The organism is Kitasatospora sp. NPDC001159 (assembly GCF_053598235.1).
In genome coordinates this window covers 14073-33835 of record NZ_JBSFJV010000013.1, presented here as the reverse complement: position 1 = coordinate 33835, position 19763 = coordinate 14073, and the positions used below count along the sequence as shown (strand labels likewise).

Here is a 19763-nt window from a genome sequence, read left to right as displayed (position 1 = left end):
TCTCAGTCCTTCTTGAGGCGGGCCCCGGGGCCCGCGGGGTGCTTGAGTTCGGCGAGCAGGGCGTAGGCGGTGGAGCGGGAGATCCGCAGCGCGGTGGCGACGGCGGGGACGGCTCGGCGGACGGCGAACACCCCGGCCTCGTCCAGCTCGCGCAGCACGGTGAGCCGGTCCTCACGGGTGAAGCGCTCCAGCGGGCGGCCCTGGGCGCGGACGTAGCCGCCGATCACGTCGTTCATCCGCTCGGTCCAGTCGCGCTCGAACAACGGCTCGGGGCGGGCCGCGGTCGGAGCGGCGAAGTTCGCCAGCAGGGCTGCGGCCTGCTCCAGCGGGCCGCGGTCTAGGTTGACGCAGAGCACTGCCGAGGGGCGTCCGGCCTGGTCGCGCAGCACGGCGCTGACCGAAGAGAGCCGTCGGCCGTCCGGCAGCAGCTTCTCGTACGGGCCGTAGACGTCGGGCGCCGAGGGGTCCAGTTGGTCGAGTTCGCCGAGTAGCGAGGGGTCGCCGGGGGCGCGGGTGGTCATCGGGTTCCAGATGGCCAGCACCCGGTCGGTGGCGGTGTCGTGCAGCACCACCTCGGCGTAGGGGCCGAGCAGCAGGGCCACCGCGCGGCAGACCGGCGACCAGGCCCGGACGCGCGGGTCGGGGTTTTCGGCAGGCATGTATGGACTGTACGTCCATCTCGGACACTTCGTCCAGGCCTCGTACGACATTCGACCCGAACGCGGAGTCGGCGGCTGCCCGCGGAGCCCGCCGGGGAACGTGACCAGGGTCTCGATCAGGATCGTGCAGAAAATTGGAGTTGGAGAGTCGTATTCGGTAGCGTTTCGAACGTGAGGCTGACCAAGAGCACCGACATCGCCCTGCGCATCGCCATGCGGCTGGCCGTACTCGGCGAGGGCGAGAATCCGACCACCCGGGAGGTGGCCGAGTCGGTCGGCGTGCCGTACACCCACGCGGCAAAGGTGGTCAGCAGGCTGCAGCACCTCGGGGTGGTGGAGGCCCGGCGCGGGCGCGGCGGCGGGTTGATGCTCACCTTCGCCGGGCGGACCGGCTCGCTCGGACTGCTGCTGCGCGAGCTGGAGGGCGTCGGGGACGTGGTCGGCTGCGAGGACGACCCGCCCTGCCCGCTGCGGGCGGCCTGCCGACTGCGCGGGGCACTGCGGAACGCGCAGGAGGCCTTCTTCGCCGCGCTCGATCCGCTCAGCATCGACGATCTGGTGACCTCCCCCACCGGCCCGGTGCTACTCAGCCTCACCGCGCGACCCGCCGACTGACCCCACCCCCCCGGGGGTCAGTCGGCACCCACAGCCTTTAATGCGAATCTGAGATACCAGTTAGGAGCTCCTCTGATGCTGTCCGTGAAGTCCGCCGAGGTCGTCGAGGCCACCCTGCCCGTCGTGGGCGCCGCGATCGGTGACATCACCCCGCGCTTCTACGACCGGCTGTTCGCCGCGCACCCGGAGCTGCTGCGCGACCTGTTCAACCGGGGCAACCAGGCCAACGGCACCCAGCGCCAGGCACTGGCCGGCTCGATAGCCGCCTTCGCCTCCGCGCTGATCGCCAACCCCGACCAGCGGCCGGACGCGATGCTCGCGCGGATCGCGCACAAGCACGTCTCGGTCGGCATCAACAACGAGCAGTACAAGGTCGTCCACGAACACCTGTTCGCCGCCATCGTCGAGGTGCTCGGCGAGGCCGTCACCCCCGAGGTCGCCGCCGCCTGGGACGAGGTGTACTGGCTGATGGCCAACGCGCTGATCGCCGTCGAGGACCGGCTGCGCGACGAGGCAGCCGCCGGCGGGGACCCGGCCGACCTGTGGCGCCCGTACACCGTGGTCACCCGCTACCAGGAGACCGACACCGTCACCAGCTACCTGGTCCGCCCGGCCGACGGCCGGCCCGTCCCGGCCTCCCGCCCCGGCCAGTACGTCTCGGTCCGCACCGAACTGGCCGACGGCGCCCACCAGATCCGCCAGTACAGCCTGTCCGGCGGCGCCGACGGCGCGCTGCGCTTCAGCGTCAAGCGCGAGCCCGGCGGCGAGGTCTCCGGCCACCTGCACGACCACCTGAAGACCGGCGACACCGTCGAACTGGCACCCCCGATGGGCGACATCTTCCTGGCCGATGGCGACGGCCCGGTGCTGCTCGCCTCCGCGGGGATCGGCAACACCCCGATGATCGCGATGCTCGACCACCTCGCCTCGACCGGCTCCGCCCGGCAGGTCGTCTCGGTGCACGGCGACCGCGACCAGCTCAGCCACGCCTTCCGCGCCGACCTGGAGCAGCTGACCGCCAAGCTGCCGAACGCCGCCGCCCACGTCTTCTACGAGCAGCCGCTCGGCGAGTGGCCGGCCGAGCGCACCGGGCTGGTCGACCTCTCCACCGTGGAGATCCCGGCCGGCACCACCGCCTACCTGTGCGGCCCGCTGCCCTTCCTGCGCGCCGTCCGCGGCCAGTTGCTCGCGGCGGGCGTCCCGGCGGCGGACATCCACTACGAGGTGTTCGGGCCGGACCTCTGGCTCGGCGCCTGAGATTCTTCGTCAGGTTCTTCGCCGGGTCCTTCGTCAGCACCGGTCCGCCCGATACGATCTCGGGCGGACCGGTGCCGCTTCGACCGAAGGAGCCAGGGTTGCGGGTCGCGCTGTTCGCCACCTGCGTCAACGACGCGCTCTTCCCCGCCACGGCGGTCGCCACCGTACGACTGCTGGAGCGCCTCGGGGTGACGGTGGACTTCCCCGCCGGGCAGACCTGTTGCGGGCAGCCGCAGTACAACACCGGCTACCGGCGGGCCTGTGAGCCGCTGGTGCGGCGCACCGCCCGGGCCTTCGCCGGGTACGACCACGTAGTGACGCCCTCGGGCTCCTGCGTGGCGATGGTCCGGGACAACTACCCCCGGATCGGCGCTCAGGCTGCCGCCGAGGGCCGAGGCAGCGAACTCACCGATGCCGCCGTCGACTTGGCACCCCGGGTGGTCGAGCTCACCGAGTTCCTCACCGATGTGCTCGGGGTCGAGGACGTCGGCGCCCACTTCCCGTACACCGTCACCTACCACCCCTCCTGCCACGGCCTGCGGATGCTCGGCCTGGGCGAGCGGCCGCTGCGACTGCTACGCGCCGTCAAGGGCCTGGAGCTGGTGGAGCTGCCCGGCGCGGAGGAGTGCTGCGGCTTCGGCGGGACGTTCGCGGTCAAGAACGCGGCGGTCTCGGCGGCGATGGCCGAGGACAAGCTCGCCAACGCCCTCGACACCGGCGCCCGAGTGCTGTGCGGCGCCGACAACTCCTGCCTGCTGCACCTCGGCGGCACGCTGCGCCGCCGGGGCGAGGCGCTGCGTCCGCTGCACCTCGCGGAGATCCTGGCCAGCACCGAGGAGCACCCCTGGAGGCCCGCGTGACCGGCACTTTCCTCGGCATGCCCGCCTTCCCGCAGGCCGCCGCCCGGGCGGTACGGGACGGGCAGCTGCGCGCCAATCTGCGGCACGCGACCCACACCATCCGCGACAAGCGCGCCCGGGCCGTCGCCGAGCTCGCCGACTGGGCCGAGCTGCGCGCCGCCGGGAAGGCGATCAAGGACCACACGCTGCGCCATCTCGACCGCTACCTGGTGCAGTTGGAGGAAACCGTCACGGCGGCGGGCGGCACCGTGCACTGGGCGGGCGACGCCGAGGAGGCCAACCGGATCGTCGCCGAGCTCATCCGCGCTACCGGTCAGACCGAGGTGGTCAAGGTCAAGTCGATGGCCACCCAGGAGATCGGGCTCAACGAGGCGCTGGCCGCCGAGGGGATCACCGCCTACGAGACCGATCTCGCCGAACTGATCGTCCAGTTGGGCGATGACCGGCCCTCGCACATCCTGGTCCCGGCGATCCACCGCAACCGGGCCGAGATCCGGGAGATCTTCGCCGAGCGGATGGCCGCCTGGGGCCGCCCGGCGCCCGAGGGGTTGACCGACAGCCCCGCCGAACTCGCCGAGGCCGCCCGGCTGCACCTGCGGGAGAAGTTCCTGCGCGCCCAAGTGGCCGTCTCGGGCGCCAACTTCATGGTTGCCGAGACCGGCACCCTGGTCGTGGTGGAGTCCGAGGGCAACGGCCGGATGTGTCTCACCCTCCCCCGTACCCTGATCTCGGTGGTCGGCATCGAGAAGGTCGTGCCGACCTGGCGGGACCTGGAGGTCTTCCTCCAGCTGCTCCCCCGCTCCTCCACCGCCGAGCGGATGAACCCGTACACCTCGCTCTGGACGGGGACGACCCGGGACGACGGCCCGTCCGAGTTCCACCTGGTGCTGCTGGACAACGGGCGCACCGCCGCGCTGGCCGACCAGGTCGGGCGGCAGGCGCTGCGCTGCATCCGCTGCTCGGCCTGCCTCAACGTCTGCCCGGTGTACGAGCGGGCCGGCGGGCACGCCTACGGATCGGTCTACCCAGGCCCGATCGGCGCCATCCTGACACCCCAACTGCGCGGCACGGCAAGCCCGGTGGACGCCTCGCTGCCGTACGCCTCCTCGCTCTGCGGAGCCTGCTACGAGGTGTGCCCGGTGGCGATCGACATCCCCGAGGTGCTGGTGCACCTGCGCGAGCGGGTCGCCGCACAGGGCGGGCACCCGATGGAGCGGGCGGCGGTGGCCGCCGCCGGGTACGTGCTGGACCACCCGGCGGCGCTGGCTGCCGCCGAACGGCTGGCCGGGCGCACCCGGGCGCTGCACCCGCGCCGACTGCCCGGTCCCGGGCGGGCCTGGACCGACACCCGGGACCTGCCGCAGGTGCCGGCCGAACCGTTCCGTGACTGGTGGCGGAGGAACCGCGCATGAATTCAAGGGAGTTGATCCTCGGCCGAATCCGGGCCGCGCTCGGGAGCGCCGGGGAGGTGGCGGAACAGCCGCTACCCCGCGAGTACGCCAGCGCGCACGTGGCGCCCGACGATCCGGCGGCGCTGCTCGACCTGCTGCACCACAACCTGGCCGACTACCGGGCGCGGGTGCACCGCTGCTCCGCCGCCGAACTGCCGAGCCGCATCGCCGGGTTGCTCACCGCGCGCGGCAGCCGCACGGTCGCCGTGCCGGCCGGGCTGCCGGACGAGTGGCTGGCGGCGGCCACCGGGGTCGAGCTGCTGCCGGACGACGGCGGCCTCACCGCCGCCCGGCTGGACGCGATGGACAGCGTGGTCACCGGCTGCGCGCTGGCGATCGCCGAGACCGGGACGATCGTGCTGGACGCCGGCCCGGGTCAGGGCCGGCGGCTGCTCTCGCTCGTCCCGGACCACCACATCTGCGTGGTCCGGGCGCCCGAGCAGGTGGTCGCCTCGGTGCCGCTCGCGCTGCTCCGGCTCGACCCGGCGCGCCCGCAGACCTGGATCTCCGGGCCGTCGGCGACCAGCGACATCGAGCTGGACCGGGTCGAGGGGGTGCACGGGCCGCGCACCCTGGAGGTGCTGCTGACCTCGCCGGACGTCACTGCGGCCTGAGCTCCAGAGTGCAGCACTTCGCTCCGCCGCCGCCTTTGAGCAACTCCGAGACATCCACCGGGATCGGCTCGTAGCCGGCCTCGGCGAGCCGGCCCGCCAGGTTCTTGGCCGCCTCCGGCAGCAGCACCCGACGGCCGTCCGAGACCGCGTTCAGCCCGAACACCTCGGCGTCCGCGCGGTCGGCGAGGATCGCGTCCGGGTAGAGGGAGCGCAGCACCGAACGGCTGTGGGCGTCGAAGGCCTCCGGGTAGTACATGACGTGGTCGTCGGCGAGCACGGCCAGCGCGGTGTCCAGGTGGTAGAACCGGGGGTCGACCAGGGTCAGGCTGACCACCGGCACGCCGAACAGCTCCCCCGCCTCGGCGTGCGCGGCCCGCGAGGTGCGAAAGCCCGTCCCGGCGAGCACCCGGCGGCCGACCACCAGGTGGTCGCCCTCGCCCTCGTTGACGTGCCCGGCCCGGTGCACCGCGCGGTAGCCGCGCGAGCGGAACCAGGTCTGGTAGGCCCCGGACTCGGCGGCCCGCTCCGGGTAGCGGAAGGTCGCCACCAGGGCCCGGCCGTCCAGCACGGTGGCGCCGTTGGCGGCGTACACCATGTCGGGCAGCCCGGGCACCGGGTCGATCAGCTCGACGGTGTGGCCGAGGCGGCGGTACGTCCAGTAGAGCCGCTCCCACTGACGAACGGCCAGCTCGGTGTCGGTGGGCTGCGCCGGGTCCATCCACGGGTTGATCGCGTAGTCCACCGTGAAGTACGTCGGCCGGCACATCAGGTAGCGCCGCGGCCGCGCCGTACGGGCCGGGGTGTACGTGGGCATTGCTCAACCGTCCTCGGATCGCCGGAAGTTGGGGTGACACCTCGTCGGGGGCGCACCTCCTTCCAGAGGCGGCTGCCCCGTCACCCCCGTTCGCACACCCGCACGGGCGCCCCCGCCGGGTGCAACCCCCCGCGCACCCGGCGCGAGCCCCGGCGCACGGGCCCTGGCGTCCGGGCCCTGGCGTCCGCCGGCTACCAGCGCACCGAGGCGAAGTCCACCGGCTCCGTGCGCAGCGCCCGGGCGCGCACGGCGAGGGCGCGCAGCCGGCGGTCCGCCTCCTCGGCGGGCATCCGGCGCTTGTCGCCGTGGCCGGGCAGCAGCCACTCGAAGCGCAGCGCGCCCAGGCTGCGGTCCAGCGAGGCGGACTGCTCCTCGATCGAGTACCAGGTCACCGCCTCCTGCACCTCGATGTCCTCGTTGGTGCGGGACCAGTACAGGCTGTCGCCGCTGAAGCAGTAGCGCTCGTCGGCGACGTACAGCACGCTGCCGAGGGTGTGGCCGGGGAAGGGGTGGGCGACCAGGCCCGGGGAGATCTCCACCGGCTCGGTGCCGCGCAGCACCCGGTCGGCGTCGGGCGCGGAGTCGAGGTCGCCCTCGTGGATCCAGAGCCGGGCGCCCAACCGGTCGGCGTAGGCGCGGCCGTGCGCGGCGTGGTCGCGGTGGGTGAGCAGGATGTCGGTGACCGGGCCGAGCGCGTCGTAGCGGGCGGCGAGGCCCTCGCTGTAGCGGGGCGTGTCGATCATCACCCAGCCGCTCGGACGGCGGCAGAGGTAGGAGTTGGCGCCCGCATTGCGGCGGGAGTTGTGGCCGAGCAGCAGCACCCCGTCGTCCAGGGCTAGCGGGAAGGGGTCGGTGACCGGGTCGAGCCGGCCGCCGTCGGGGCGGATCGAGCGGGTCGGGCAGGCATGGGCGGCGGCGAGCAGTTGCTGTCGCTCGGCCTCGTCGCGCGGCTGGCGCAGCAGTACGGACGTCCGGGCGCGCTCGATGATCAGGTCGGGTGCGAGCTGCCGGGCGACGTCGCAGTTGGTGCAGCGGTCGTCGATGGCCCAGTTCTCGTCGACGGTCGGGTTCTCGGACGGATTCATGGCTGACATCCCTCTGGAAGGACGGCGGCCGGGCGGCCGCACACTTCGAGCATCGTCCGTTCGGTCCCACAACGGGAAGAGGGCAAGGATCTTGTGCTTTTCGGACTGCGCCACTCTGCGGAGTCGCGAGGGGCACGTGGCCCATCTCACGTGCCGCCGAGGTCACCTACGGTGGCGTAGGTCACTTGATTCGGTGAACTATCTCTTTCATGCCGAACCTCCAGGAGACCCTTGACCTCAGTTCGTATGCCGCCCTCGGCGACAGCTTCACCGAGGGCCTGAACGACCCCGGTGCGGGCGGCGCCTTCGCCGGCTGGGCCGACCGCCTGGCCGGGCTGCTCGCCGACGGGCGGCCGCCGGGCGGGTTCCGCTACGCGAACCTGGCGGTGCGCGGGCGGCTGCTGGACCAGATCGCAGCCGAGCAGGTGCCGCAGGTCCGCCGGCTCCAGCCCGACCTGGTCACCTTCTGCGCCGGCGGCAACGACATCCTGCGGCCCGGCAGCGACCCCGACGAGGTGGCCGAGCGCTTCGAGGCCGCCGTCGCCCAACTCGCCGAATCCGCCGGGACGGTGCTGATCTGCACCGGCTTCGACACCAAGGACGTGCCGCTGCTCAAGCACCTGCGCGGCAAGATCGCCACCTACAACGGGCACATGCGGGCGGTCGCCGACCGCTACGGCTGCAAGGTGGCCGACCTGTGGTCGCTGCGCGCCGTGCAGGACCGCCGCGCCTGGAGCGAGGACCGGCTGCACCTCTCCCCCGAGGGCCACCAGCGGGTCGCCCTGCTGGCCGCCCGCTCGCTGGGCCTGGACACCGCGCAGGACCCGGAGGCCCCGTGGCCGGCCGCGCCCGTGCTGTCCCCGGCGGACCAGCGGCGGGAGAACCTCCAGTGGGCCCGCGAGTACCTGATCCCGTGGGTCGGCCGGCGTCTGCGCGGCGAGTCCTCGGGCGACCACGTCGAGCCCAAGCGGCCTGATCTGCTTCCGCTCTGACCAAACGTCAGCAAGTCCGCCGGACGCTGCGGTGCGCGTCGCCGACAGCGCCCGGTGGAGCAGGCGGCGCAGGCCGCGCCGACGAGGTACCAGGCGAGGTCCGGCGGGTTGAAGGTCGACCCGGGCACCAGGTGGACCGGCCCGCTGCGCCCGCCCCGGCGTCCAGCAGCCCGGCCGCCTGGAACAGCTCCCCGCCAGCTCACGGCTGCTGCCACCAGTGCCGCCCGGGCCGACGCCCCGCTGTTCAGGAACCACCGCGCCCCGCCGGACGTCACTACCCCCCGATGGGACCGATCCGTGCAGGTCACGGGCATCTGCAGAGCATCAACGGGCATGAGCCGAACGGAACGTACGGGCGGGGAGCAGTGGCAGTGGGCGAAGACACCAAGGCGCGACGGCAGTTCACGGTGAACGGGTTCGCGGCCGGACCGGACGGCCGGGCCCAGCGGGCACGGGAGCGCGGGAAGGCGCTGCGCGAACGGGTTCCCCGGGAGCGGCACGCGGAGTTCGCGGCCGCAGCCGACCGGCCGACGGCGGTGGAGGCGATCGAGGCGTCCAACGCCGGCCGGATTCCGGGGCTGGTGCCGATCCGGGTGGGCCGGATGGCCGCCACGCCGTTCGCGTTCCTGCGCGGATCGGCCGGGCTGATGGCCGCCGACCTTGCGGGCACGCCGGTGACCGGGGTGGGCGCGCAGCTGTGCGGGGACGCGCACGCGGCGAACTTCGGGCTGTACGGCGACGCGCGCGGCCAACTCGTGATGGACATCAACGACTTCGACGAGACCGTGCCCGGCCCGTGGGAGTGGGACCTCAAGCGCCTGGCCACCAGCCTGGTGCTGGCCGGCCGGGAGACCGGGGCGAGCGAGACCACCGCCCGGGCGGCCGCCCAGCACGTGGCCGGCGCCTACCGCCGGACCATGCGCACGCTCGCCAAGCTGCCCGCACTGGACGCCTGGAACGCCGTGGCGGACGAGCAGTTGGTGTCCTTCGCCGAGGCGCACGACCTCGCCGACGTGCTGCAGAAGGTCGGCGCGAAGGCGCTCGGCAACACCAGCGCGCGCTTCGCCGCCCGCAGCACCACCCGTACCGCGGACGGCGGTTGGCGGTTCACAGCCGCTCCCCCGGTGCTCACCGAGGTGACCGACGGGACCGCCAGCGCGGTGGCCGAGGCGCTCGGCCCGTACGTGGCGACGGTGCCCGCCGAGGTGCGCACCCTGCTGTCCCGGTACCGGGTGCAGGACGTGGCCTTCCGGGTCGTGGGCACCGGCAGTGTCGGCACCCGCTCGTACGTGGTGCTGCTCACCGACCACCGGGACCAGCCGCTGGTGCTGCAGGTGAAGGAGGCCCGGCCGTCCGCACTGCTGCCGTACCTCGGGCACGAACAGCGGGTGGAGCACGAGGGCAAGCGCGTCGTGCTCGGCCAGAAGCACATGCAGGTGGTCAGCGACACCCTGCTCGGCTGGACGACCGTCGAAGGACTCCCGTACCAGGTACGGCAGTTCCGCAACCGCAAGGGCAGCGTCGACCCGGCCGCGCTGCTGCCGGGCCAGCTGGACGACTACGCGCGGATCACCGGCGCGCTGCTCGCCCGGGCACACGCCCACACCGCCGACCCGGGCCTGCTGGCCGGGTACTGCGGCAAGGGCGAGGCGCTGGACGAGGCGGTCGCTGCCTTCGCCGTCGCCTACGCGGACCGCACCGAGGCCGACCACGCCGACCTGGTCGTGGCGGTGCGCGGCGGGCGGCTGCCCGCTGAGCGGGGCGTCTGAGAGATCCGGTTCAGGAGCCGAACAAGGCGTCTGAGAGATCCGGTTCAGGAAGCGAGGAACGGCGCGACCACCGCCACGAACTCGCGCGGCCGGGCACTGTGCACCAGGTGCCCGGCCGCGATCGTGACCAGTCGGCAGTCCGGGATCAGCCGGGCCAGTTCGGCGATCCGCTCCTGCGGGACGTGGCTGTCCCCCGCGCCCGCGACCACCAGGGTGCGGGCGGTGATCCGGGCCAGCCCTTCCCGCCAGGCCGGGTCCGGGGTGTCGATCTGTGCCTTGACCGCCCGGACCATCGCCCAGTCGAAGTGCACCGGTTCGTCCTCCGCCCCCTCCGACGGAACGCTCGCCGGGCGCGGGTGGAGCGCGGGGATCTCCTCCAGGACCAGCCGGTCGATCCGCTCCGGCACGGCCTGGGCGAGCAGATAGGCGACCGCGCCGCCCATCGAGTGACCGACCAGGTCGATCCGGGCCAGGCCGAGGGCGTCGAGGAAGGCGAGCACGTCGTCGCGCATCGCCTCCAGGCCGTAGGCGGCGGTGCGGCCGCTGTCGCCGTGGCCGCGCAGGTCGAGCGCGTACACGTGGTGCCCGGGGGCGAGCTCGGGCAGCACCACGTCCCAGTCGGCGGCGCGCTCGCCGAGGGCGTGCAGCAGCACCAGCGGCGGGCCGTCGGGCTGGCCGCTCTCCCGGTAGGCGAGCATGACCTCGGGTAGTTGTACCGTCCGTACCTTCGTCATGCCCGCCACCGTACGTGCCGACGGGCGGTCAGCGGACCGGTGTTCGCCCTCGGCTCATCGCGACCGGCTCGTTCTCGCGGTGCTCCCGCTCACCCACCCGGCCGGCGAACACCGCGGCCAGTACGGCGAGTCCGGCCACCGCGGCGCACACCACACTCGCGGCCAGGTAGGCGGAGCGGTGGCCGCCGCCACCGGCGGTCGCCCGCAGGTAGACGCCGGACAGCGCCGAGACCGCGACGGCGGCGGCGATCCGCTGGGTCATCTGCAGGATCGCCCCGCTCACCCCGGCCGCCTCGGCGGGCGCGTGACGCAGCACGAACGCCTGGTTGGTGGAGCCCATCAGGCCGACCGAGGCGCCACTGAGCAGTTGCAGCAGCGCGAGAAGCCAGGGCAGCACGGCGACCGGGGCCCAGTGGGCGACCAGTCCGCTGCCGAGCATGGCCAGGGCGGAGCCGATCATCCCGATGGTGATGGTGCGTCGGCCGAAGCGCTGCACCACCCGCCATGCGAGCGCGGAGGCGGTGGCCATGGCCAGCGCGGAGGGCAGTGCGACCAGGGCGGCACCCAGCGGGGACAGCCCCAGGCCGTCCTGGAGGAACATGGTGAGGACCAGCGAGGCGGCCAGCGAGGAGCCGAACTGGGCCATCGCGGTGGCCGTTCCGAGCGCGTACGGCGCGGAGCGGGTGAGCGCCGGGTGGATCAGCGGGTGCCCGCCGCCGCGCGCGTAGCGGCGCTGCCACCAGGCGAGCGTGCCGAGCAGCAGCAGGGCGGCGGCCGTGAAGCCGAGCCAGCCGGCCCAGCCGGGCGGCTGGACGAAGGGCAGCATCAGGGCGACGGTGAGCGCGCCGACCAGCAGCAGGCCGACCAGGTCGAGGTCGGCGTGCCGGGCGCTGGGGCGGGGTCTGGGAAGGTGGCGCGCGGCCAGGGCGACGGTGGCCAGGCCGAACGGGACGTTCAGCAGGAAGGTCAGCCGCCAGCCGAGTTCGGAGCCGGCCGCCGCCAGCACCATGCCGCCGATCGGCGGGCCGAGGGCGAAGGCGAGACTGCCGGTGACGGCGTACATGCCGAGGGCCCGGGCGCGCAGTTGGCCGTCGAAGACGTCCTGGAGGGTGCCGATCATCTGGGAGTTGACGAGCCCGGCGCCGGCGCCCTGGAGCAACCGGGCCGCGATCAGCACCCCGGGTTCGGTGGCGGTCGCGGAGACCAGGCTGACCAGGGTGAACAGGGCGAGCCCGGTGACGAAGAACCACTTGCGGCCCTTGACGTCGCCGAGCCGCCCGCCGGGGATCAGCGCGAGGCCGAAGGCGAGCGAGTACCCGGCGACGATCCACTGCAGATGGGCGGGCTGGGCGTGCAGGGTCTCGCGCAGGGCGGGGATGGAGGTGTTGAGGACCGACTGGTCGAGCAGCGTGGTGAAGCCGCCCGCGACGCAGACCAGCAGGACGCGGCGCCCGGCGGCGTCGAAGCGCTCCTTGGGCGCCTCGGCCTCCGGGCCGTCGGCTATCGGGCTGTTGTCAGCGGCTCTCACGGCTCCACCACCACGAGCGCGTAGCGGGCCTCGCCGGGGCCGAGGCTGCGGAAGCGGCTGGTGCCGGAGCCGTAGCGCAGACAGTCCCCGGGGCCGAGCAGCTGCGCCTCGCCGTCCAGGGTCAGCTCCAACTCTCCATCGAACACCCAGAGATGGTGCTCCAGGCTGGGGAGACAGGGGCGGTCGTAGGCGATGTCCGCGCCGACCGGAAGCCGGCCCTCGATGATCTCCCCGCGCAGCGAGCCGTGCGGCGGCGAGACCGAGCGGCGGACGAAGCCGGTCGTCTCGTCGCGCCAGACCTGCTGCTCCCCGGCCCGCACCAGCCGGGCCGGTTCGGACTCCACCTCGGCGAGCAGCCGGGACATGGTCCGCCCGTAGACGGCGCAGAGCCGGCCGAGCAGCGCGGCGGTCGGGCTGACCTCGGCCCGCTCCACCCGCGACAGTGTGGACCGACTGACGTCCGCCTGGCGCGCCAACTCCTCCAGGGTCCAGCCCCGTTCGACCCGCAGCTCGGCGAGCCGTTGTGCCAGCCGCTCGTCGGCGGCCGTGTCGATTCCCATATTCGCGATGCTATCCCGGATATGGGATCACCTTCTCGGGATTTGCGGAGGCCCGGTAACGGTCTGACGGCAGCTCGGCTCTGATCGCCTCCGGCCCATCCGCCTCCGCAGGTCGGTGATCATATGATGACCGACAACAAAGTGGCCGGTCAGCGGCCTATCGGGCGAGGGGGACGACGATCGTGTTCGGCATCATCAGACCATGCAGGCACCGGCTGTCCGAACGGCTCCAGACCTCCTGGATGGCGCATCTGTGCGGGCTCTGCCTCGCCCTGCGCGACGACCACGGGCAGCTCGCCCGGACCGCCACCAACTACGACGGGCTGATCATCTCCGTCCTGGTAGAGGCCCAGGCCGCCCGGGAGGACTCCTCCTGGCGCCGCACCGCCGGCCCCTGCCCGCTACGCGGCATGCGGACCGCCTCCGTCGCCAAGGGCGAGGGCGCCCGGCTCGCCGCCGCCGTCTCGCTCGCGCTCGCCTCGGTGAAGATCCGCGACCACGTAGAGGACCGGGACGGCCTGTTCGCCCGCCGCCCGGTGGCCGCCGGGGCCCGCGCGGTGACCCGGCGCTGGGACCGGCAGAGCGCGGGCAGCGCCTCGACCGTCGGCTTCGACACCGCCGTACTGCTCGACGCCGCCTCCCGGCAGGGCGAGTTGGAGCGCACGCTGCTGCCCGGCAGCTCGGTCCTGCTGGTCACCGAGCCCACCGAGACCGCCACCTCGGCCGCGTTCGCGCACACCGCCGTGATCGCCGGTCGCCCCGGCAACGCCGCCCCGCTCGCCGAGGCCGGACGGCTGTTCGGCCGGCTCGCCCACCTCCTCGACGCCGCCGAGGACCAGGCCGCCGACGCCGCCACGGGCGCCTGGAACCCGCTCACCGCCACCGGCACCGACCACGCCGAGGCCGAACGGCTCTGCCGCGACGCCGCCCACGGCATCCGGCTCGCACTACGCGAGGTCGAGCTGAGCGACCGGGCCCTGGTGCACGTGCTGCTCGCGCACGAGACCGAGCGTGCCGTCGACCGGGTCTTCGGCCCGGACGCCCACGGGGCGAGCTGCCGCCGCGGCGCCCACGGCGAGCACCCCCAGGACGCGCCGCCGCGCCAGGTGCCACCCGGCTACCCGGGTGGGCCGTACCCCGGCCAGGACCCGAACCAGGTGCCGATCCCCCCGTGGGTTCCGCAGGGCCCCGGCTTCACCCCGCCTGGCGGGAAGCCGCCCCACCCGCGCAACCTGCTCGCCGGGTGCGCGGTCTGGGCCCTGATGGCCTGCTCCTGCCAGCTGCTCTGCTGCGAGCACAACGACCCGTTCAGCCGCGAACGCCGCAAGGGCTTCTGCGAGCGGCACGACTGCTGCGACTGCGGGTGCGACTGCTGCGACTGCGGGTGCGACTGCTGCAACGACTGCGGTTGCGACGGCTGCGACTGCGGCTGCGACTGCTGACTTCCCGTCAGCCCTCCTCTCCGACAGGCTCCGCCTGATCGGGCGCCACCGGCCCGGAGTGCCCCCGCAGCACCCCGGGCCGGTCCACGTCCTCGCACTGCTCGGTTCTTCGCCAGAGCGGCAACACCACCACGGGACGCGACTCGACGGCCTCAGGCGTCACGCCCCGCCGCCTCCCGGTCCGCCGCCAGCGAGCCCTCCAACCCGGCCAGCAACCGCCGGAACCGCTCGGCGTCCTGCTCCGTCATCCGCCCCTCGGGCGCCGCTCCCGACCACTCGGCCGTCCTGTCGTCCATGTGCACGACGCTAGGCGGCGGGGATCAACGGGCGATAAACGTGGGGCACGTGGGACTGATGAGGCGGCAGGGCCCAGCGGACACCGAAGACGGTTGCGGGGGCACGACCAGCTCGTTCGGGGCGCGCTACTTCATCGGGCGGGGGACCCTGCCCCACACCGGTGCCCGGAGCGCCCGACTCCTCCACCGCCGACGAGTGGCGCAAGTCGGTCGACCGGGTCGAGTGTCTGCGCCGGATCGCCGTCTTCGGCAACCACGCCCTGCACGGCCCGCTAGGTCCGGGCGGCCAGGGCGGCGTCCAGGAGCAGCCCGGCGGCCTCCTTCGCGTCGGCGGCGGCGCCCGGGTCGCCGTGGATCGCCGCGGTGGTGATGGCGCCCTCGGCGAGCAGGGTGAGGTGGACGGCGGTAGCGGGCGGGGCGCCGACGGCCTCGACCAGGCCGGCCAGGTAGCCGGCGAACTCCTCCTTGTGGTGCCGGGCCGCCGCCGCGACAGCGGGGGTGGTGGCGCCCAGCTCGCCGAAGGAGTTCACGAAGGCGCAGCCGCGGAAGTCCGGTTCGGCGAACCACTGGCCGAGCCAGTCGAAGACCGAGAGCAGCTGCTCCCGGGGCGTGCCGCCGGTCCGGGCGACATGAACGGCGAGGCTCGCCCGCCATCGCCCGTCGCGGCGCTGCAGGTAGGCCTCGACCAGGTCGTTCTTGGACGGGAAGTGCTGGTAGACGCGGCGCATCGTCATCCCGGAGGCGGCCCGGACGGCGTCCATGCCGACCGCTTGGACGCCCTGTCCGTAGAACAGCTCCTCGGCCGCGTCGAGGATGCGGGTCCGCGGGTCTTCCTGTTTCATCTGCCGTGCCCTTTGCGCGAGAACGATTGTTCTCCTAGGGTAGCCAGTAAAGTGAGAACGATCGTTCTCACCGACGGAGTGCCCTTCCCCGAGGAGCCGGGCCGATGACCGAACAACGCCCTCCCCTGCCCCCGTTCACCGAGGAGAGTGCCCGCCGAAAGGTGCGGGCCGCCGAGGACGCCTGGAACACCCGTGACCCGCAGCGGGTCGCGCTCGCCTACACCCCCGACAGCCGCTGGCGAAACCGCGCCGAGTTCCTGACCGGCCGCGAGGCGATCACCGACTTCCTCACCCGCAAGTGGCAGCGCGAACTCGACTACCGCCTCGTCAAGGAGTTGTGGGCGCACGACGGCGACCGGATCGCCGTCCGCTTCGCCTACGAGTGGCACGGCGACAGCGGCCGGTGGCACCGCTCGTACGGCAACGAGAACTGGGAGTTCGACGAGCACGGCCTGATGGCCCGTCGGCTCGCCTCGATCAACGACCTGCCGATCACCGCCGCCGAGCGACTCTTCCACTGGCCCCTGGGCCGTCGGCCGGACGACCACCCGGGGCTGACCGAGCTCGGGCTCTGAGCGGTCCTGGCCGTCGGGCCACACTGTTCCACGGCTGTGACACGGAGGGCATCGGGCGCTGACCCGGGACTGGGAATCTCCTTGTCGAAAGCGAACAGCAACGCCCGAGGGGGGCCCTGGAATGTCCGTGCGCAACAGATTCGGCTCTGCCGCCGCGATCGCCCTGATGACCACCGTCGGAGCCGTCCTGGTCTCCGCGTGCGGCCCCGACAACAGCGACCCCGGCTCCACCGCCGCCCCCAGCGCGCCCGGTGCGGCGGCCCCGGGGACGGCGGCGCCGGGCGGCGGGTCGCATTCCGGCAGCCCCGCGCCGGGCGGCAAGGAGATCAACGGCACCTCCGCCGCCAATCACCTGACGATCAGCACGGGCACCAGGACCGTCGCGATGAACGGCACCAGCGTCGACTTCGGCACGGTGGTCCGCGACCTCGCGTGGTCCGCCGACGGCAAGAAGGTCGTCTTCGTCAACGGTGACGGCGACCTGATGACCGCCAATGCGGACGGCAGCGGCAAGGTGCCACTCGCCAAGGCGCCCAGCGGCGAGACCTGGTCCCACCCGACCTGGCAGCACGCCTCGAAGGGGCCGGGCGGGGACTCCGTGCCCGACGAGACAGAGCACTTCAACAACATCGTGTTCGCGTCCAGCAAGGGCGGCGTGCTGCAGCTGGAGAGCATCCCCGCCAAGGGCGGTACCCCCCAGGTGCTCACCCCGCGCAGCTCCGAGGGCGGCACCGACAACGGCATCCCGCAGCCGCCGACGACCGGCAACACCTGGCCCAACGCGGGCGGCCAGCACGCCGAGATCGCGTACGCCAACACCCCGGGGAACGAGGTGTACATCTACGACGACTACATCCGCCCGAACACCCACGACATCGGCAAGGGATCGCAGCCGGCGCTGTCCCCGGACGGCGGACACGTCGTCTTCGTCCGCTCGGTGAACGGCCACGACCACCTGTTCACCCGCTCCACCGACTACGAGCAGAAGAGCGAGAAGGACCTCACCCCCTCGGCCACCACGGACTACACCGAGCCCGCGTGGTCCCCCGACGGCAAGACCCTCGCTGCCCGCACCCCGGACGGCGTGAGCACCCTGCCGGCCGACGGCTCGGCGGCGCCGACCCAGGTCTCCACCATCAAGGGCCTGCCCTCCTACCGGCCCTGAGCCTCGGCCGCACGGGCCAACTCGGCGCGCAGCTCGGCGAGGTGCTCGTCGGCCGACTCGTGCGGCAGGAACTCGACCACGTCGAGGAAGCGGAACAGCACCCGGGTCTCGGTGACCGCGTACTCGTAGTCACCGAACCCGACCACCGCGCCCGTCCCGCCGCGCGCCGCACCGCGGACGGCAGCCGAGGTCAACCCGTCCGCGGTGGACCCGGCCGTCGCCCTCCGGCGGGCGTTGGGCCGGGCCAGGTACGGGCAGACCATCGACGCGTACAGCATGCAGGAGCGGTGGCCCGGGCCCTCCATGGTCGGCGCGAGGTTGCGGTACGGCCGCCCCGCAGCGATCGCCGAGGCGATCGCTGCGCTCTCCGCCGGGCCGACCACCCGCCACACCGGCCCGCGCGCCATCAGCTCGCCGCACACCGAACACCGGCGCTCCAGCGCGCAGTCGGCGCTGCGCCCGTAGTCCGTCAGGGCGAACTGCGGCTGCCCGTCCTGCCACGGCGTGATCGCCGGCACCGGATATCCGCGTCCGTCCTTGGGGCGCGCCCCCACCTCGTCCGGCATCGGCACTAGTTCGAATCGCACGCCCCCATCGATACCAGGCGGACGCCTCGCCGGTCGACCCGTACACGTACTACCTCTACGTCGCCTCCTGGGCCAGCATCACCTTCCGCAGCAGGTCGGACAGCGTCCGCCGCTCCTCCTCGGTCAGCACGCCCAGCAGGCGGCGCTCCTCGCGGCCGACCACGTCGAGGGCCTCGTGCCAGGCGGCGCGGCCGGCCTCGGTCAGCACGATGTCGACCTTCCGGCGGTCCTCCGTCGAGGGGGTGCGGACGATGAAGCCGCGGCGCTCCAGGGTCTCCAGCCGGCCGGTGATCGAGGCGGGGGCGAGGTTGAGGTCGGCGCGCAGGTCGGAGGGGGCGGCGTGGCCGCCCCGGCCGGCCAGCACGTGGAGGGTGTCGAACTCGTGCTTGTGCAGGCCGAAGTCGGCGACGCCCTGTTCGCGGACCCGGCCGAGGTGGTGGGTGAGCCGGGACATCCGGGTGACGGAGGCCTCGATGTCCGGGTCGAGGTCGGAGAGCACCGGCAGCCAGCGTTCGACGTGGCCGTCCGACCAGTCGCGGGGCTGGGTCGGCTGCTGGGGAGGGTGCTCGGCCATGGGAGGAGTCTACAAACAGCCGAATATATCGATGCCGAAATATTCGTTGCCAAAATTTCGATACCGAAATACAGTGCCGCGCATGCCCCAACACCCCCTGCGCCTGCGCGACTTCCGCCTGCTCTTCCTCGGCCGGACGGTCTCCACCCTCGGCGACGCCGTCGTCCCCGCCGCCCTGGCCATCGCGATCACCCGCGCCACCGGCTCTTCCGCGGCGCTCGCCCTCGTGCTGGGCTGCGCGATGGTGCCGCGACTGCTCCTGCTGCCCGTCGGCGGAGTGGTCGGCGACCGCGTCAACCCGCGTCTGGTCGCCCTCACCACCGACCTGCTGCGCGCCGCCACCCAGCTGCTGGTCGGCCTGGAGCTCCTCGGACACCGCCCCAGCCTCAGCCACATCGCGCTCGCCTCGGCGGCTGGCGGCATCGCCTCCGCCTTCGCCATGCCGACCACCTCGCCACTGGTCAGGGCCGCCGTCCCGGCCGAACACCGACTGCGCGCCAACGCCCTGCTCGGCTCCGCCACCAGCGCCGCCCGGCTCGGCGGCCCGGCGCTCGCGGGCGTACTGGTGTACACCGCCGGGCCCGGCTGGGCCTTCGTCCTGGACGGCGTCTCCTTCCTGCTGAGCGCCGCCCTGCTCACCCGGATCGCCGTCGCCCACACCCCCGCCGGGTCACGCTCGCTGCGGCGGGACCTCGCCGAGGGCTGGAGCGAGGTGCGCTCCCGGGACTGGTACTGGACCAGCCTGATCGCCCACGGGGTGTGGAACGGCGCGAGTGCCGTCGCCCTCACCCTCGGCCCGCTGATCGCCGCCTCCCGCCTGGGCGGGGACGGCGTCTGGGTGGCGATCACCCAGGCCGGGGCGGTCGGCCTGCTGCTGGGCTCGCTGCTCGCCGGGCGGGTCCGGCCCCGGCGCCCGGTGCTGGTCGGCAACCTCGCCCTCGCCCTGTACGGACTGCCGCTGCTGGCGCTCGCCGTCCCGGCGCCCACACCGCTGACGGTGGCCGCGTACGGGGTGGCGATGGCCGGGCTGGGCTTCCTCAACCCGGTCTGGGAGACGGTGGTCCAGCAGGACTTCCCGGCCGGGGTGCTGGCCCGGGTCACCTCCTACGACTGGCTGCTCTCACTGGCCGCCGCGCCGCTCGGGTACGTGCTGGCGCCACTGGCCGCCGACGCCTGGGGCAGCCGGGTGCCGCTGCTGGCCGCCGCGGCGCTGGTGACCGCGGTGTGCGCGGGCACGGCGGCGGTGCCGGGGGTGCGCCGACTCGGCACCGAACGGAAGGCGCCCGGACCGGTCGCCGCCGAGCGGCCACCGGTCCGGGTGAACTCCTGAACCACTGTCGACGG

21 protein-coding genes are annotated in these 19763 nt (G+C 73.4%); 11 read left to right on the top strand and 10 right to left on the bottom strand.

Annotated elements, in window-relative coordinates:
• Positions 1–2: 2 nt before the first annotated feature.
• Positions 3–659 (bottom strand): helix-turn-helix transcriptional regulator, encoded by a 657-nt coding sequence (locus ACWC9T_RS09565; RefSeq protein WP_449820481.1) that lies wholly within the window; start codon positions 657–659, stop codon positions 3–5.
• A gap of 171 nt (positions 660–830) precedes the next feature.
• Here ACWC9T_RS09565 and ACWC9T_RS09560 point away from each other — a divergent pair, with 171 nt between their 5' ends.
• The 5 genes from ACWC9T_RS09560 to ACWC9T_RS09540 all read left to right on the top strand — a co-directional run bounded on the left by ACWC9T_RS09560 (position 831) and on the right by ACWC9T_RS09540 (position 5456).
• On the top strand, positions 831–1274 hold the full coding sequence (locus ACWC9T_RS09560; protein WP_449820480.1) for an RrF2 family transcriptional regulator: 444 nt from the start codon (positions 831–833) through the stop codon (positions 1272–1274).
• A 75-nt stretch (positions 1275–1349) separates the two neighbouring features.
• The gene (locus tag ACWC9T_RS09555; RefSeq protein WP_449820479.1) at positions 1350–2531 is read left to right on the top strand and encodes a globin domain-containing protein; all 1182 of its coding nucleotides are present in this window, start codon (positions 1350–1352) and stop codon (positions 2529–2531) included.
• A 98-nt stretch (positions 2532–2629) separates the two neighbouring features.
• Positions 2630–3391: a (Fe-S)-binding protein gene (locus tag ACWC9T_RS09550; RefSeq protein WP_449820478.1), complete on the top strand. Its 762-nt coding sequence runs from the start codon at positions 2630–2632 to the stop codon at positions 3389–3391.
• Positions 3388–4803, top strand: coding sequence for a LutB/LldF family L-lactate oxidation iron-sulfur protein (locus ACWC9T_RS09545; protein ID WP_449820477.1), 1416 nt, complete (start codon positions 3388–3390; stop codon positions 4801–4803). Before ACWC9T_RS09550 ends, ACWC9T_RS09545 begins: the two co-directional genes overlap by 4 nt.
• Positions 4800–5456, top strand: a complete 657-nt coding sequence (locus tag ACWC9T_RS09540) for a LutC/YkgG family protein (protein ID WP_449820476.1) — start codon at positions 4800–4802, stop codon at positions 5454–5456. The genes ACWC9T_RS09545 and ACWC9T_RS09540 overlap by 4 nt, the downstream gene beginning before the upstream one ends.
• Here ACWC9T_RS09540 and ddaH read toward each other — a convergent pair.
• Positions 5443–6270, bottom strand: coding sequence for a dimethylargininase (gene ddaH / locus ACWC9T_RS09535; protein ID WP_449820475.1), 828 nt, complete (start codon positions 6268–6270; stop codon positions 5443–5445). The genes ACWC9T_RS09540 and ddaH overlap by 14 nt on opposite strands.
• A 191-nt stretch (positions 6271–6461) precedes the next feature.
• Positions 6462–7355, bottom strand: coding sequence for an MBL fold metallo-hydrolase (locus ACWC9T_RS09530; RefSeq protein ID WP_449820474.1), 894 nt, complete (start codon positions 7353–7355; stop codon positions 6462–6464).
• A 209-nt stretch (positions 7356–7564) separates the two neighbouring features.
• Between ACWC9T_RS09530 and ACWC9T_RS09525 the strand changes: the two genes are divergently transcribed.
• Together ACWC9T_RS09525 and ACWC9T_RS09520 are read left to right on the top strand one after the other, a co-directional pair.
• Positions 7565–8347 (top strand): SGNH/GDSL hydrolase family protein, encoded by a 783-nt coding sequence (locus ACWC9T_RS09525; protein ID WP_396251670.1) that lies wholly within the window; start codon positions 7565–7567, stop codon positions 8345–8347.
• Positions 8348–8631: 284 nt separating this feature from the next.
• Positions 8632–10116 (top strand): DUF2252 domain-containing protein, encoded by a 1485-nt coding sequence (locus ACWC9T_RS09520; RefSeq protein ID WP_449820473.1) that lies wholly within the window; start codon positions 8632–8634, stop codon positions 10114–10116.
• 44 nt (positions 10117–10160) lie between these two features.
• On the opposite strand, the gene ACWC9T_RS09515 is transcribed toward ACWC9T_RS09520, so the two are convergent.
• From ACWC9T_RS09515 to ACWC9T_RS09505, 3 genes are read right to left on the bottom strand one after another with little or no spacing between them, the layout of a single operon-like run.
• Entirely contained in the window at positions 10161–10850 is a 690-nt protein-coding gene (locus ACWC9T_RS09515; protein ID WP_449820472.1) for an alpha/beta fold hydrolase, read from the bottom strand.
• Positions 10851–10878: 28 nt separating this feature from the next.
• Positions 10879–12378, bottom strand: coding sequence for an MFS transporter (locus tag ACWC9T_RS09510; protein ID WP_449820471.1), 1500 nt, complete (start codon positions 12376–12378; stop codon positions 10879–10881).
• Positions 12375–12938 carry a helix-turn-helix domain-containing protein gene (locus ACWC9T_RS09505; protein WP_449820470.1) on the bottom strand — a complete coding sequence of 188 codons (564 nt, stop codon included), beginning with the start codon at positions 12936–12938 and terminating at the stop codon, positions 12375–12377. The genes ACWC9T_RS09510 and ACWC9T_RS09505 overlap by 4 nt, the downstream gene beginning before the upstream one ends.
• 182 nt (positions 12939–13120) lie before the next feature.
• Here ACWC9T_RS09505 and ACWC9T_RS09500 point away from each other — a divergent pair, with 182 nt between their 5' ends.
• Positions 13121–14380 carry a DUF5685 family protein gene (locus ACWC9T_RS09500; protein ID WP_449820469.1) on the top strand — a complete coding sequence of 420 codons (1260 nt, stop codon included), beginning with the start codon at positions 13121–13123 and terminating at the stop codon, positions 14378–14380.
• A 152-nt stretch (positions 14381–14532) separates the two neighbouring features.
• On the opposite strand, the gene ACWC9T_RS09495 is transcribed toward ACWC9T_RS09500, so the two are convergent.
• Together ACWC9T_RS09495 and ACWC9T_RS09490 are read right to left on the bottom strand one after the other, a co-directional pair.
• A complete protein-coding gene (locus ACWC9T_RS09495) occupies positions 14533–14676 on the bottom strand; it encodes a hypothetical protein (RefSeq protein ID WP_449820468.1) in 144 nt (47 codons plus the stop codon).
• A 272-nt stretch (positions 14677–14948) separates the two neighbouring features.
• Positions 14949–15518, bottom strand: a complete 570-nt coding sequence (locus ACWC9T_RS09490; RefSeq protein ID WP_449820467.1) for a TetR/AcrR family transcriptional regulator — start codon at positions 15516–15518, stop codon at positions 14949–14951.
• A 104-nt stretch (positions 15519–15622) separates the two neighbouring features.
• On the opposite strand from ACWC9T_RS09490, the gene ACWC9T_RS09485 reads away from it, so the two are divergent.
• Together ACWC9T_RS09485 and ACWC9T_RS09480 are read left to right on the top strand one after the other, a co-directional pair.
• Positions 15623–16093 carry a nuclear transport factor 2 family protein gene (locus tag ACWC9T_RS09485; RefSeq protein WP_449820466.1) on the top strand — a complete coding sequence of 157 codons (471 nt, stop codon included), beginning with the start codon at positions 15623–15625 and terminating at the stop codon, positions 16091–16093.
• Between the two features lie 127 nt (positions 16094–16220).
• A complete protein-coding gene (locus ACWC9T_RS09480; protein WP_449820465.1) occupies positions 16221–17258 on the top strand; it encodes a TolB family protein in 1038 nt (345 codons plus the stop codon).
• On the opposite strand, the gene ACWC9T_RS09475 is transcribed toward ACWC9T_RS09480, so the two are convergent.
• Complete coding sequence (locus ACWC9T_RS09475; RefSeq protein ID WP_449820464.1) at positions 17246–17845, bottom strand: hypothetical protein; 600 nt, start codon at positions 17843–17845, stop codon at positions 17246–17248. The two genes, ACWC9T_RS09480 and ACWC9T_RS09475, sit on opposite strands and share 13 nt — an antisense overlap.
• Positions 17846–17900: 55 nt before the next feature.
• Positions 17901–18419, bottom strand: a complete 519-nt coding sequence (locus ACWC9T_RS09470; protein WP_449820463.1) for a MarR family winged helix-turn-helix transcriptional regulator — start codon at positions 18417–18419, stop codon at positions 17901–17903.
• Positions 18420–18501: 82 nt separating this feature from the next.
• On the opposite strand from ACWC9T_RS09470, the gene ACWC9T_RS09465 reads away from it, so the two are divergent.
• Positions 18502–19749 (top strand): MFS transporter, encoded by a 1248-nt coding sequence (locus ACWC9T_RS09465; RefSeq protein ID WP_449820462.1) that lies wholly within the window; start codon positions 18502–18504, stop codon positions 19747–19749.
• The last annotated feature ends 14 nt before the right edge of the window (positions 19750–19763 follow it).